The organism is Flavobacterium sp. ZB4P23 (assembly GCF_003970375.1).
Taxonomy (GTDB): Bacteria; Bacteroidota; Bacteroidia; order Flavobacteriales; family Flavobacteriaceae; genus Flavobacterium.
On record NZ_RYDK01000004.1, the window covers coordinates 205,868 to 221,438 of the forward strand.

Here is a 15,571-nt window from a genome sequence, read left to right on the forward strand (position 1 = left end):
GGGACTGTTACTACTTTTAAAATTTTTATTAAATTCGTTTGTCAGAAGTAAATTTTAACCTAAAAAAATAAATTATGGGATTTTTTAGTGATTTCAAAGCCTCTTTGATGAAGGGAGACGTTTTAAGTTTAGCGACGGCGGTGGTTATTGCTAGCGCATTTGGCAAAATTGTAGGCTCAGCTGTTGATGATGTTATAATGCCAGTTGTTGGTTTGTTAACCGGAGGAATTGATTTTACCCAAAAATTTATCACCTTAGACGGAAATAGTTACGAAACCCTGGCTGCTGCAAAAGCTGCGGGTGCCGCCGTGATTACCTACGGTAATTTGGTCCAAGCCATTATCAACTTCATAATAATTGCATTCTTTATTTTTGTGGTTTTAAGAGCTGCTGAAAAGGCCAAGAAAAAGGAAGTTGTTGCCGTCGCTGCTCCAGCTGGACCAACACAGGAACAATTGCTGACTGAGATTAGAGATTTATTGAAAAAGTAATTTCGACTACAGTATAGCTAAACCGCTTTGGAATAGAGGCCTTTTTTCTTTATTCAAAAGGTTATATAAAACAAGATGATTTTCATCCTTAACATAATAAGGTGCCGGGAGAAATACTTTACAACTTAGTTTTCTTAATCTCTTAATGGTTTAAAATACTATTTATAGGTTTGCGATTAAAAAAGAGCAGATTTTTTAATGGGAAATTTGAGGTTGTCTTTTAATTTGTTGAAAATATAACATTTTGTTATTTTTTGTTAACCTCCTTGTTTTGATTTCAATATTACTTACTTTTGTACTTCAAATTTAATATTCACCCGAGCCTGAAAGGCGAACGGACGAAGTAATACTAAAAATATACTATGAGAATAGCAGTTGTAGGAGCTACCGGAATGGTTGGCGAAGTAATGTTGAAAGTTTTGGCAGAAAGAAATTTCCCTGTAACCGAGTTAATTCCCGTTGCTTCACAGCGCTCAGTGGGTAAAGAAATTGAATACAAGGGCAAAAAATATAAAGTGGTAGGCATGCAAACTGCAGTAGATATGAAAGCAGATATTGCTTTGTTTTCTGCAGGAGGCGACACTTCACTGGAGTGGGCTCCAAAATTTGCAGCAGCAGGAACAACCGTTATCGATAATTCATCGGCTTGGCGAATGGATCCGACTAAAAAATTAATCGTTCCGGAAATCAATGCAACAGAATTGACCGCCGCAGATAAAATCATTGCAAATCCAAATTGCTCTACCATTCAAATGGTATTGGTTCTGGCTCCGTTGCACAGAAAATACAACATCAAACGGGTCATTGTTTCTACCTACCAATCCATCACTGGAACAGGCGTAAAAGCAGTGCAACAATTGGAAAATGAATACGCAGGCGTTCAGGGTGAGATGGCCTACAAATATCCAATTCACAGAAATGCGATTCCACAATGTGATTCTTTTGAAGAAAATGGGTACACGAAAGAAGAGATGAAATTGGTACGTGAAACCAAAAAAATATTAAGCGATAATACAATTGCTGTTACAGCGACTGCGGTACGGGTGCCAATTGTAGGCGGACACAGTGAAGCGGTAAACGTAGAATTCACGAACGATTTTGATGTAAACGAAGTACGAAACATTTTGCATCATACCGATGGCGTAGTCGTACAGGACAATAATGACACCTACACGTACCCAATGCCAATGTATGCGCAAGGAAAAGATGACGTTTTTGTAGGTAGAATTCGCCGGGACGAAAGCCAAGAAAATACTTTAAATATGTGGATTGTTGCGGACAACTTGAGAAAAGGAGCGGCGACAAATACCATCCAGATTGCTGAATATTTGATCGCAGCCAAATTGGTATAAATCGATTTTTATTTTTAAAATGAAACCATTTGTTTCGCAAAAATATATTTTGTGAGATAAATGGTTTTCTTTTTTCTTGTTTTTGTTACCTTTGGCTCGAATGAAAAAGAATAAACTCATAGTAAGTCTTTCTCTGGTTGTTACGGTCTTGTTCTCAATACTGTTTCAGTCACTGCACACCTATGAGCATTTGGCTAAACAGCTTTCCGAAAAGCAGTGCCACCATAAATACAATGTTACCGGTACAGAGATAACACACCAACACCAGAAAGTTGACCATTGTTATGTTTGTGAATTCGCTTTTGGCAGTTACATTACGCCAAAAGATTTCTCCTATCAATTGTACTCCAGTATTGAAGAAATCCCTTATTTTTTTACTGCAGCGGAAACAGTTATTTCGTTTTCCGGCAGTTTGTATTCCCTCCGAGGTCCACCCGTAAATAGTTTAAGCTGAATTTATTTCAGCTTCTGTTGAATTTATTTCAGCAAGTTTTACACGTTTTATTTACTAAATAATTCCGGTCTCGGCTCTCTCTCTTTTGGAGAGGGCTGGGGAGAGGAAAAACTATACAATCATTTTCAATGAAAAAATTTATAATAGCCCTATTCTTGGGATTTTCGGCAATGCTTCAAGCACAAAATACGCTATCGGGAACCGTAACCGATTTAAAAAACCAACCTGTAAAAGGCGTTTCAGTGTATGCGTCCGAATTGCATAAAGGAACCACAACAGATGATAACGGAAAATATGCATTTTCAAATATTCCAAATAGAAACGTAAGAATTAGCTTTACTTTCTTAGGATTTGCAACCCAAAATAAAACCATAAGCAGTCTTCAAAAAGAAAATATATTAGATATTATACTTGTGGAAGCAATTTTCGAGATGGATGAAGTAATCGTTTCAACCGCTTTCAATAAAATACAATCGCAAAACGTGATGAAAGTGGAGCACGAAAGCATCAAAAATTTACAACGAAAAGGAACTGCCACTTTAATTGAAGGATTGGCGACTATTCCCGGAGTTTCTCAGGTTTCTACCGGTACGTCTATTGGGAAACCGGTAATTCGTGGTTTGAGTGGCAATCGTGTTTTGGTATATTCACAAGGTGTTCGAATAGAAAACCAGCAGTTTGGTGACGAACACGGTTTGGGATTGAACGATTCTGGAATAGGAAGTGTTGAGGTGATTAAAGGACCGGCTTCTTTGTTGTACGGTTCTGATGCCTTGGGTGGTGTTTTGTATTTTAATCCCGAAAAATTTGCTGACGCGAATACTTTTAAAACAAACTTCAGTCAAAAATATTTCTCGAATACTGCTGGAAGCAGTTCTTCTTTGGGTTTGAAAACCTCCACAGACAACTGGAAATTCATGGCTCGTGGAAGTTACAACACGCATGCTGATTATAAAATTTCAGGTGGCGATAGAGTAACAAATACCCGTTACAATGAAACCGATTTTAAAACAGGAATTGGTTATAGTAATGCCAAGTTTTCAAGTGTACTGCGTTACAATTACAATGAATTAGATTTGGGAATTCCGGAAAATGGTATTGCGGACCAAACGACTAGCAAGAAAACTGGATTTCCAAAACAAGGAATTTTTAATCATTTGTTGAGTTTAAACAATGTTTTCTTTTTCGAAAAATCAAAGTTGGATGTCGACTTAGGGTATATTGCCAATGATCGAAGCGAGTTTGAAGACAGCAATGTGGCGGTTTTACACATGAAACTAAAGACATTCAATTACAATGCAAAATACCATTTACCAAAAATGGGAAAAATAGAGACCATTGTTGGAATTCAGGGAATGCACCAAACCAATATAAATTCAGGGGAAGAATATTTAATTCCGGATGCGGTTACCAATGATTTTGGTGTTTTTGGGACGGCTAATTATGAGTGGAATACGAATGTGTTGCAAGCCGGTTTGCGTTTCGATAATAGAAATATCATTACGGATGCACAAGGAATTACAGGCGAACAAGGTTCTTTTGAAGCCATTAATAAATCGTACGACAGTTTTAATGCATCGTTGGGTTACAAAACCGATCTGGTCGATGATTTGACGTTGCGTTTGAATGTAGCTTCAGGATTTAGAGCGCCAAACCTTGCCGAATTAACTTCTAATGGAGTTCATGAAGGGACGAATCGTTATGAAGTAGGAAATAGCGATTTAAAAACTGAGCAAAATGTGCAAACGGATTTAAATTTAGAATACAAAACGGATCATTTTGAGTTTTTTGTAAACGGATTTTACAATCACATCAACAATTATATCTACACTTCGCCAACAGGAGAAATGGTTGCAGAGAATGCTATTTTTGATTATATTCAGAATAACGCCAAATTATACGGAGGCGAAATCGGACTGCATTTTCATCCGCATCCATTGGATTGGTTGCATTTTGAAACGAGTTTTGAAACGGTAACCGGCGAAAAACAAAACGGAGATTATTTGCCGTTAATCCCGGCTAACAATTGGAACAACACCATTAGAACCGAATTCAAAATCAAAAACTGGTTAGAAGATGGTTTTGCAACACTAAATGTTTCCAGTACGTTCAATCAAAAAAATGTAAGCGGTTTTGAAACAGAATCAAATGGATATAACTTAGTGAATTTAGGTTTTGGCGGAACTGTAAAACTGGGTAAAACCGCTTTTGATGTCAACATCAACGGGAATAATTTATTTGATAAAAGATACATCGCACATCTTTCCCGTCTAAAAACAGATGGTATTCCAAACATTGGAAGAAACATCATTTTGGGTGTGAATTTTAATTTGTAAGCTCGACCCATTACATTTAATTAATTTTTTTCACCACATAAGGAACATAGATTTTTTTAGTTTTTAAAAGAAAATATAGCCATTTCACTTTCACTAGCCAAGCTATGCGAAGAATAGAACTATTTTCTATGCTTTCTTTAACTGTTAGTCAGAAATCTATGTTTCTATGTGGTTGATTTTTTTTAACTTAATTAGTATTTTTAAACTTCAAAGAAATATTTTATAAAATCACCTTTCTCCAAACACTATTTTTTAGTTTTATTAAAGACTTTCACACCGTTACAAGACTAACTATTTTTCCTATTTTTGTAACAACCTAAAACAGAATCTAATGAAAAACACTTTTTTAATAATGGCTGTAACTTCTGCAATGGCGACTTTCGGCCAAAACCCAAATCCAAAACCGCTAACCTATCCCACTACAAGTAAAGGGGAAACCGTGGATGTGTACTTCGACACTAAACTTCCGGATCCATACCGCTGGCTCGAAGATGACAAATCAGCGGAAACGGGTGCCTGGGTAAAAGCCCAAAATGAAGTGACCTACGGGTATTTGGCGCAAATTCCGTTTCGCGATGTCTTGAAATCAAGAATGGAAAAACTGTGGAATTACGAAAAAATAGGAGCGCCTTTCAAAGAAGGAAATTTCACGTATTACTATAAAAATAACGGATTACAAAACCAATCAGTGTTGTACAGAAAAGACGCCAAAGGAACTGAAACCGTGTTCTTGGATCCCAATACGTTTTCTAAAGACGGAACAACTTCGTTGGGTGGGTTAGATTTCTCTAAAGACGGTTCTAAAGTAGCCTATTCTATTTCAGAGGGCGGAAGCGACTGGAGAAAAGTCATTATCATGGATGCCATTACCCAAAAAATAATCGAAGACACTATTGTCGATGTAAAATTTAGCGGTGTGTCTTGGAGAGGAAATGAAGGTTTTTACTATTCCAGTTATGACAAACCAAAAGGAAGCGAATTATCAGCAAAAACTGACCAGCATAAACTGTATTTCCATAAATTAGGGACTGCACAAAAACAGGATCAAGTGATTTTTGGTGCCGACCAAAAACGACGTTATGTAGGTGGTGGAGTTACGGAAGACGACCATTATCTGGTAATCACAGCGTCTAATTCTACCTACGGAAACGAATTGTACATCAAAGATTTGACAAAGTCAAACAGTCCTATTGTGACTATAGTTGATAATTTCAAGAGCGACAACAACATTATTGAAAACGAAGGCGGAAAACTATTCATAGAAACCGACTTAAATGCGCCCAACAAACGCATTGTTACCGTAGACGTAAAAAACCCGAAACCGGAAAACTGGAAAGATTTTATTGCTGAGACGGAGAATGTGTTGTCTCCATCCACAGGTGGCGGGTATTTCTTTGCTAATTATATGAAAGATGCCGTTTCGGTGGTGAAACAATATGACTATTCCGGAAAACTAGTTCGTGAAATTAAATTGCCGGGCGTAGGAACTGCCGGTGGTTTTGGCGGAAAGAAAAAAGAAAAAACGGTGTATTATTCCTTCACGAATTATATTACTCCGGGTTCTACTTTTTCATTCGAACCAGCAACCGGAACTTCTGCGGTGTATGAAAAACCAAAAGTAGATTTCAACAGTGAGCAATACGAGTCCAAACAAGTGTTTTACACTTCCAAAGACGGAACCAAAATCCCGATGATTATCACCCACAAAAAAGGATTGAAACTTGACGGGACAAATCCAACAATGCTTTACGGTTACGGAGGATTTAACGTGAGTTTGACACCAAGTTTCAGTATTGCCAATGCCGTTTGGATGGAAAACGGAGGCGTTTATGCCGTACCCAATTTACGTGGTGGTGGCGAGTACGGGAAAAAATGGCATGATGCGGGAACCAAAATGCAAAAGCAAAACGTATTTGATGATTTCATCGCAGCGGCTGAATATCTGATTGCTCAAAAATATACATCTTCACAATATCTTGCCATTCGTGGTGGGTCAAACGGAGGATTGCTAGTGGGAGCTACCATGACGCAACGTCCGGACTTGATGCGAGTTGCATTACCAGCAGTGGGCGTAATGGACATGTTGCGCTACCACACCTTTACTGCAGGAGCAGGTTGGGCGTATGATTACGGAACGGCGCAGGACAGTAAGGAAATGTTCAGCTACATCAAAGGCTATTCTCCAGTACACAACATACAAAAAGGGATTCAATATCCAGCAACCATGGTCACTACAGGGGATCACGATGATAGAGTAGTGCCAGCACACAGTTTCAAGTTTGCTGCTGAATTACAAGAAAAACAAACCGGAACAAACCCGACACTAATCCGTATTGACATCAATGCAGGACACGGTGCCGGAAAATCCGTAGCAGCAACCATCCAGGAAAATGTAGATCTTCAGGCCTTCACGTTGTACAACATGGGAGTGGTGTTATTGCCAGAATTGGAATAATAACAATTGTGATACCGATTTTACCCTGAGCGCAGTCGAAGGGAGGAGCTTATTCCTGCTGTACACTGTATCTTTTCCTCCGCCGAAAGTGGCGGAACGAAAAGGATGCCGTTCCCATCAGGGCTAGGGCATTCGATTCCTTAGATAATTGTCATTACGAGGAGTTGCGAGGCACGCGGAAAAGCAGTCACATCACAAATTATAAGAAGTTAAAAAAACGCTATTCGAAAGAGTAGCGTTTTTTTATCAGTTAGCTTTTATTTTAAAATAGTGATATAAAAACTAACTATCTTTCGTACAAATTAAACATTACTCTTGTTAATTATTCATAAAATGTTAAACATCATAAACGTCACTTGTGCTATTATCTTAATTGAGAATAAAATTTTAGTTGCTCAGCGCAGTGATAAAATGAAATTGCCTTTGAAATGGGAATTTCCAGGAGGAAAGTTAGAAGAAAACGAGACTGAAATAAATTGTGTTAAAAGAGAAATTAAAGAGGAGATAAACATAGATATTGAAGTTGTAAAAAAGCTTTCCAGTAGTATTTATGATTATGGAGCTTTTAAAATTAATTTAATTCCTTTTATAGCAAAATATATTCATGGTGAAATTAGATTGGCAGAGCATAAAGATTACAAGTTATTAGAAAAAGTAGAACTATTAAGTCTTGATTGGGCAGAAGCAGATTTGCCAATCGTTGAAGAATTTTTAAAACTCGAATTATGAACCAAGGACTGTATGAGGAATTAGTTACTAAGCTAATCAACTATAAAATAAACGAATTAGATAAAGATACTTTTCAGGTTAAGAAAACTTCAATAGATAAAGCCGAAGCCGCTCAATTATTATCGCAACATATCGGTAAAACAATTAAACATGCTTTTACTTTAATTAAGGGTGATGATGTTGTAGAGACACAAATAGAGATTGCTAATAAAATTATTTTATTTCTGAAAGAAGAATTAAAAAAAGAAGAGTTTGAGGATGATTTAATAGAAACAGAAGGTAAAATTCTAAAAGCTGTTTTTACAAAAGTGGATGCTCATTTCACTGATTTGGATTTGCATTTAAAAGAAATTACTCCTTACACAAGATTGATTCATAGTGAACTTTTTACAGGTGGAAATTCAGGAACAACTCTTGAAAGCGAATTGAGAAAAGAGATTTTATCTTCAGATAGAATTGACTTATTAGTTTCTTTTATCAAATGGAAAGGAATTAGAATTCTAGAGCGTGAACTTAGAGAATTTACAGAAAGAGGCGGGAAATTAAGAGTGATTACAACTACGTACATTGGAGCTACAGATGCTAAAGCGGTAGAGTTTTTAGCTTCTTTAGAAAATACAGAAGTAAAAGTTTCATACAATACGGGTAATGAAAGATTACATGCAAAAGCCTATTTGTTTCGAAGAAATACGGGTTTTCATACAGCATATATCGGTTCTTCTAATTTTTCCCGTTCGGCTTTAACTGATGGTTTAGAATGGAATTTAAAAGTAACAACGAAAGAAGTAGGGCATATTATTGACAAGTTTAAGAAAACATTTGAAGCATATTGGCAAAATTCAGAATTTGAATTATATGATCAAAATATTCATTCTGTTAAATTAGTCGAAGCTTTAAAACAAGGAAAGTTTTCAAAAGAATATACTTTTACAACATCGTATTTTGATATTAAACCGTTTCATTATCAGAGTGAAATACTTGAAAAATTAGAAGTTGAAAGAACGGTTCATAATAGATATAGAAATCTTTTAGTTGCCGCTACAGGAACTGGAAAAACAGTTGTTTCTGCATTTGATTATAAAAACTTTAGAAGTATTAATAAATCATCAAAGTTGCTTTTTGTGGCTCATAGAAAAGAAATTTTGCAACAAGCAAAAGCCACATTTCAAGGAGTTTTAAAAGATAATAATTTTGGAGATTTATGGGTTGATGGAATGGAACCAAGTTCTAATGAATATGTTTTTGCTTCGGTTCAAACTTTAAATAACAGATTAAAAGATATTACTCTAACTCCCGAATATTATGACTTTATAATTGTTGATGAAGTGCATCATATTTCGGCATCGACTTATAGACCAATAATAAATTATTTCAGACCAAAAGTTTTATTGGGATTGACAGCAACTCCTGAAAGAATGGATAATGAAAACATATTAGAAGATTTCTGTAATCGTATCGCTGCTGAAATTAGACTTCCAGAAGCATTAAACAAAAAATTATTAAGCCCATTTCAGTATTTTGGAATCACAGACAGTATAGATTTAACAAATGTGAAATGGGAGAAAGGGAAGTATGTAGCAAGTGAATTGACTAGTTTATATACTAAAAACAATATTCGAGTTGGAGAGATAATTAGCAACCTTGATAAGTATACAAATGATTTAAATGAAGTTCGTGCAATTGGATTTTGTGTAACAATTGAACATGCCTCATTTATGGCTGAAAAATTTAATTTAGCAGGATTAAAAGCAGAATGTTTAACGGCTAAAAACTCAAGTGAACGTGATAGAATTAGGGAGCAATTCAAGAAAAAAGAATTCAATTATTTATTTGTTGTTGATATTTTTAATGAAGGTGTTGATATTCCTGAAATTGATACAGTTTTGTTTCTAAGACCAACGGAAAGTTTGACGGTTTTTCTTCAACAATTAGGACGTGGATTGCGTTTATCAGAAGGAAAAGATTGTTTGACAGTTCTAGATTTTGTTGGAAATTCTAGACCTGAATATGATTTTGAAAGTAAGTTTAGAGCGTTAATTGGGAAAACAACAACTTCAGTACAAAAAGAAATTGAAGATGATTTTCCGCATTTGCCATTGGGATGCTCCATAGTTTTAGAGAAAAAGACGAAAGAAACTATTCTTGAGAACATAAAAAAGGCGTCATCTTTAAATGTAAATCAACTAATTACCAAAATTAGAAATTTTCAACATCAAACTAGTCTGCCTTTAACATTAAATAATTTTATTGAATTAAATCATATTTCAATTGAAACGATTTACAAAAAAGATAGTTGGTCAAGATTATGCCAAAGAGCCGGAGTAATTGAAGATTTTGAGAACATTAATGAAAAACAAATTTATTCTGCAATAAGCAATAAGTGGCTTTCTACAAACTCAACAAGTTATTTTAATTTTATTCTTAAAATATCGAACCAAGGATTTGATATTGATTTTGATGATTTCGATGAGAATGGAAAAGCTATGTTGTTAATGCTACATTATGATGTTTGGCAAAGTGCTGGTGGTTTTGATTCTTTAGAAAAAAGTATTAAAGCTATTAACAATAATGAAGTTTTAGTAAAAGAGATTATCGAAGTATTGGAAATATTAATTGACAAAGTGGATTTCAAAGAAATTGATGTTCAATTGCCATATAATCAGCCTTTGAAATTACATGCCCGATACACAAGAGATCAAATTTTAGCTGCTTTTGGTCTTAGTACTTTTGATAGAAAATCACCAAGTCGAGAAGGTGTAGCAGAGAATGTTGGTTTAAATACAGAATTGCTTTTCATTAATTTAATTAAATCAGAAGAAAATTTTTCTCCAACTACAATGTATGATGATTATGCAATTAGTGAAACTATGTTTCATTGGCAAAGTCAAAATTCCTCAAGACCAGATATTGGTAGAGGTTTATCATATATTAAACATCAAGAAAATGATAAAAAGATTTTACTTTTTATTAGAGAAAAAGCAAATGACGAAAAGGGAAATACTATGGGATATGTTTTTATAGGAGAAGGAAATTTTAAAGAAAATGAAGGAAAAAAACCAATGAATATTAAATGGGAACTTAGTGAACCTATGCCAAATTATCTTTGGAAAGACTCCGCTAAAATGTCAATTGGATAATTAATTTAAATTTTACGGTAATGACATTACTCAAAAAAATCGAATACTTAGAGCAACTTCTCAATCAAACAGAAGAGAATTATGCTGACACTTTCAAAGCAGACATTACAATGTTCTTTGATGATAATTTTTCTGAAGAAAATTCACAGTTGCTTTTTTTGGATAATCTAAATTCAAAACAAGAAATTGAAAATTGGATAGAAAAACTAACTTCTAGGTTTGTAATGAAATTTGATTCAGAGTCTGAAACCGAGAATGACTTTATTTATGATTATTTAGAAAATGGATAATCCATTCCCTTCCTTAACTCCACAATTTCTCTCTCTTATTTTCCCAATGTTTTATTAATTGGTTCGTTTTTTCATACTGCAATCGGTAAATTTGAAAGACAACATTAAATTAATAAAAACATGACAGTACAAATCAACACAGACAACAATGTAGAAGGACACGCACGTTTGAAAGCGTATATTACGGAGGAATTGGGAACGGCTTTGGTGCGTTTTGAAGATAAAATAACCCGTTTAGAAGTACACCTTGGTGACGAAAACAGCGATAAAGGTGGCGTGAACGACAAACGATGTTTGATCGAAGCAAGACCAAATAACATGCAACCTGTAGCGGTTACCAATCATGCTGATACTACCGAAAAAGCATTTCATGGTGCCTTAGACAAAATTAAAAAAGTGTTGGAAACAACTTTCGAAAAAAAGAAAACTCATTAAATAGTTGCCATTTGGCAAACAAAAAAAGGACACTGTCTCTATAGGATAGTGTCCTTTTTTTTGGTTGAGATTCTTTAGAATTTGGATAGTGGTTTTAATAATTTTAGCAGTAAATTAGTACTTTCAATATAATTCCGAAAAGCGTTGAAAAGTTGCAATTTGAGAAAATGAAATTTATAGAATAAATTAATGGAAAACATAAAATTATTTGAAAGCCAAAAAATCCGTTCCTCTTGGGATAACGAACAAGAGAAGTGGTTTTTTTCGATTGTAGATATTATTGCCGCTTTAACAGATAGTAATAATCCACAAGTGTATTGGCGAGTTTTAAAAAAACGACTTTTGGCTGAAGGAAATGAAACCGTTACAAATTGTAACGGTTTGAAAATGGTAGCTCCTGATGGTAAGATGCGTTTAACAGATGTTGCGGATACAGAGCAACTATTCCGTTTGATTCAATCCATTCCTTCGCCTAAAGCAGAGCCTTTTAAACAATGGTTAGCCAAAATAGGCTATGAAAGAATAGAAGAAAGTCAAGATCCTGAAAAGGCGATTGATCGTGCTATGGAAAATTATTTGACACTAGGGTACAGCACTGCCTGGATTAATCAGCGGTTGAAAAGCATCGAAGTTAGAAAAGAACTCACCGATGAATGGGAAAATAGAGGTGTTAAGAAAGGACAGCAATTTGCTTCACTTACCGATATAATTACCCAAGCTTGGAGCGGAAACACAGTAAAGCAGTACAAGAATTTAAAAGGCTTAAAAAAAGAAAATCTAAGAGATAATATGACCAACTTAGAATTGGTATTAAATATGTTAGCAGAAGCAACCACAACAGAAATTAGCAAAGAAAACAATCCTAAAACCTTTGCAGATAATAAAAAAATTGCCCGAAAAGGCGGTGAAATTGCCGGCGATACCAGAAAGCAAATAGAAGCACAAACGGGCAAAAAAATTGTTAGCTCACAAAATGCTAAAGTTTTAAAAGAGGAAAAGAATAAATTAAAAGAATAGTTCAAACAATAAACAGGATAAAATACTAGTTCTAAGTTAGTCTCAAATTTACTTTAAACCGATATTTTTGTCGTATGTCGCTTTCCGTTTTAAAAATATTTACCGCAAATTCGTAAATTATAGATATGGATTCGATATTTTTAATTAGCGAATTTGCGGTTTTAATGATTATTTAAACAAAATAAATTTTACTTATCAAACAACAAGGTTGCTAATGCTTCGTCTCTTTTATAGACATCTTCATAGAAATGAACCACGCCGTCCGCATCTACCCAAGCGGTAAAATAACCGATGTATACCGGAATTTTATTTTTTAACGTGTACCAATATTCTTCTCCGCCGTTCATCGCAGTTTCTATTTTAGCAGGATTCCATTTCTTGTCATCTTTCATAATCATGGCAGCAAGTTCCTTTGGCTTGGCGACACGAATGCAACCGTGGCTAAAAGCGCGATCTTCCTTGCCAAATAGACTTTTGGATGGCGTATCATGCAAATATATCGCATTCGAATTTGGGAATAAAAACTTCACTAATCCCAATGAATTTTCAGGACCTGGTCTTTGTCTTACGTTGCTGTCTTTCCATTCCATGTCGTGTTCAGCTAAGTAATTGGGATTGTTTTCAATGGCAGGAAGAATCTCTTTTTTGAGAATACTTGCCGGCACGTTCCAATACGGTCTGAATACAATGTATTGCATTGGCGCACTAAAAATTACGGTTTTATGCATGGCTTTTCCTACCACAACCTTGGAGCGTAATTCTGGTTTCCCATCTCTTAAAAAAGTCAGTTCATAGGCCGGAATATTCACCACGATTAATTCCTTGGATTTGGTAATATCATTCGAAATCCATCGGCAGCGTTCCATATTGACCATCACAGTTTTGATACGATCCGCAACAGAAACATTCATATAGTTGATGTGTTCCGGAAGAATCGTTTTGTTCAAGAGATTGCCACTTCTCTTTTTGAATTTTAAAATTCCGGTGGCTAATTCGGCATCATACACGGCACTTTTTGAATCTCTGGAAAGATCATCCGTGATAAACAAACGGGTCCTGATTTGCGTAATGGCTGTGGCACTGTCGCCAGGTTTGTATGATTTGATGTTTGGATCCAGTGCAATGGTTTTCCAACCGCCTTTTTTTTCTATTTTACGGTATTCCTGCAAGACATCTTTAAGTAGGTAATACTGTTTCAATACTCCTTTTTCTTCTTTGTTGATTAACGAAGGGTTGATTAACAACGAATCTAAATAATTGACATACGATTGTTTTTTTCGAGGCAAAAACCACTCTAAATCCTTCGATTTTTGAGTGTCGATCCCATCATATACTTTATCCGCATAAAAGAAGTATAACGCAGAACTCAACAACTCAGTATTGATACTTGCTTTTTGATTGTCTTCCGGATTGTCATAAATGTCATCTAGTTTTTCCTTGTACGGAATCGCAGTTTCAATTCCTTCCTGCGTCAGATTATTCACTTTGTTGTATAATAAACCTGCAAATTCATTGAGGCCATCCTTGTCAAACCAGATGTAATGAAACTGATGCTTGCGGTATAACTTTTCTACGTCTGTTTGGTAAGGCTGCAGTTTAGGATATTTTTCAAAAAACGTTTTGATTTGTGTACTGTCAAAAGCAACTGCAACGGTATTTAAACTCGTTTCCTTTTTAGTGTCATTTACATCTTTCTTTTTACAGGAAACGAGGGTAAATAGTAGTGCAAAAATAATAAGTAGTATGGAGGTGCTTAACTTTCTCATAATCTTAACTTTAAATCTTACATTTTACTGTCTAAACAATACAAAAATACGTCAAAACTCGATGTGTAATACCGCCTTGGGTTGGGCGGTTCTTTTTAGTTTGAAATCAGATTTGTAATTGAAGTGTCTAGATTAAAAATAAATTATATTCAATAATCTTTTAATCAATTGGTTACGGTATTTTGTTTTGTTTCTAAAACTAAATTTGAAATCAAATAGGATTGTCAAAATCCAAAAATTATTTCTTTCGGCTGCGTTCTATGAATCAACACAACCACTTTACAAAAAATAGAGCTATTGCTTTACGTATTTTGGACTTTGTGGTTTGGATTTCAAATGACTTTCAGTTGTTTGAATAATTAGTTTAGAGCGATTCATTGCTATATCGGATGTTTTTATGCTACCTTGTAATTCAAACAGAAAAGGACTACGAGGAGACCGGTAGCTGTTGATCGAAAAATAAAAATAAGATGGAATAAAAAACCATAAATAAATACCGAATGAAATGAAAAAACTACTAGCTTTTTTGATAGTAATAACCGTGTCTGGTTGTAAAAGTGTGATGGTAAAACAAAGCGATTCGAAAAACGAAATCAATGTTACATTAGATACTTGGCATAAAGCTGCTGCAGATGCTAATTATGACGCATACTTCGGCTTGATGTCAGATGATGCAATTTTTATAGGTACTGATGCAACAGAGAATTGGAATAAAACAGCTTTTCAGGCCTATGCAAAACCACATTTCGATAAAGGAAAAGCATGGAGTTTTACAGCTTTAGAACGTCATATTCATTTTGACAAAACAGGTAAAATAGCTTGGTTTGATGAATTACTGAATACTCAAATGAAAATTTGTCGCGGCTCAGGCGTGTTAGTCAAAATAGGGCAAAAATGGAAAATAAAGCAATACGTTTTGTCTATGACAATCCCAAATGATAATTCAGGTGAAGTGATTAAAGTTAAAACTTTTATCGAAGATGCCATGATCAAAAAATTACAAGCAAAGCAATAAAATTTTTAGTTTTTGTTTTATTCTTAAGTAGCAAGAAAGATATATTGTCGCAATTATTAAAAAGAGTTTTTGCCACAGATTGTAAGGATTAAAA

12 protein-coding genes are annotated in these 15,571 nt (G+C 34.9%); 11 read left to right on the forward strand and 1 reads right to left on the reverse strand.

Going from position 1 to position 15,571, the window contains the following annotated elements; genetic code table 11:
- Positions 1-74 precede the first annotated feature (74 nt).
- The 10 genes from mscL (at position 75) to EKL99_RS08415 (ending at position 12,696) form a co-directional block, all read left to right on the forward strand.
- Positions 75-491 carry a large conductance mechanosensitive channel protein MscL gene (mscL, locus tag EKL99_RS08370; protein ID WP_126576753.1) on the forward strand — a complete coding sequence of 139 codons (417 nt, stop codon included), beginning with the start codon at positions 75-77 and terminating at the stop codon, positions 489-491.
- A gap of 362 nt (positions 492-853) precedes the next feature.
- Complete coding sequence (locus tag EKL99_RS08375; protein WP_126457529.1) at positions 854-1,843, forward strand: aspartate-semialdehyde dehydrogenase; 990 nt, start codon at positions 854-856, stop codon at positions 1,841-1,843.
- Between the two features lie 100 nt (positions 1,844-1,943).
- Positions 1,944-2,297, forward strand: coding sequence for a hypothetical protein (locus EKL99_RS08380; protein WP_126553897.1), 354 nt, complete (start codon positions 1,944-1,946; stop codon positions 2,295-2,297).
- A gap of 128 nt (positions 2,298-2,425) precedes the next feature.
- Entirely contained in the window at positions 2,426-4,633 is a 2,208-nt protein-coding gene (locus EKL99_RS08385) for a TonB-dependent receptor (RefSeq protein ID WP_126576754.1), read from the forward strand.
- A gap of 352 nt (positions 4,634-4,985) precedes the next feature.
- A complete protein-coding gene (locus EKL99_RS08390; RefSeq protein WP_231507416.1) occupies positions 4,986-7,088 on the forward strand; it encodes a prolyl oligopeptidase family protein in 2,103 nt (700 codons plus the stop codon).
- A 333-nt stretch (positions 7,089-7,421) separates the two neighbouring features.
- Complete coding sequence (locus EKL99_RS08395) at positions 7,422-7,817, forward strand: (deoxy)nucleoside triphosphate pyrophosphohydrolase (RefSeq protein WP_231507410.1); 396 nt, start codon at positions 7,422-7,424, stop codon at positions 7,815-7,817.
- Entirely contained in the window at positions 7,814-10,954 is a 3,141-nt protein-coding gene (locus tag EKL99_RS08400; protein ID WP_126576756.1) for a DEAD/DEAH box helicase, read from the forward strand. Before EKL99_RS08395 ends, EKL99_RS08400 begins: the two co-directional genes overlap by 4 nt.
- A gap of 20 nt (positions 10,955-10,974) precedes the next feature.
- Complete coding sequence (locus EKL99_RS08405) at positions 10,975-11,244, forward strand: hypothetical protein (RefSeq protein ID WP_126576757.1); 270 nt, start codon at positions 10,975-10,977, stop codon at positions 11,242-11,244.
- Between the two features lie 120 nt (positions 11,245-11,364).
- Positions 11,365-11,679, forward strand: a complete 315-nt coding sequence (locus tag EKL99_RS08410; protein WP_126576758.1) for an HPF/RaiA family ribosome-associated protein — start codon at positions 11,365-11,367, stop codon at positions 11,677-11,679.
- Positions 11,680-11,868: 189 nt separating this feature from the next.
- Positions 11,869-12,696, forward strand: coding sequence for a Bro-N domain-containing protein (locus EKL99_RS08415; RefSeq protein WP_126576759.1), 828 nt, complete (start codon positions 11,869-11,871; stop codon positions 12,694-12,696).
- Positions 12,697-12,884: 188 nt separating this feature from the next.
- Here the strand turns inward: EKL99_RS08415 and EKL99_RS08420 are convergent, their stop codons facing one another.
- Positions 12,885-14,462, reverse strand: coding sequence for a murein L,D-transpeptidase (locus EKL99_RS08420; protein WP_126576760.1), 1,578 nt, complete (start codon positions 14,460-14,462; stop codon positions 12,885-12,887).
- A 505-nt stretch (positions 14,463-14,967) separates the two neighbouring features.
- Between EKL99_RS08420 and EKL99_RS08425 the strand changes: the two genes are divergently transcribed.
- Positions 14,968-15,477, forward strand: a complete 510-nt coding sequence (locus tag EKL99_RS08425; protein WP_126576761.1) for a nuclear transport factor 2 family protein — start codon at positions 14,968-14,970, stop codon at positions 15,475-15,477.
- The last annotated feature ends 94 nt before the right edge of the window (positions 15,478-15,571 follow it).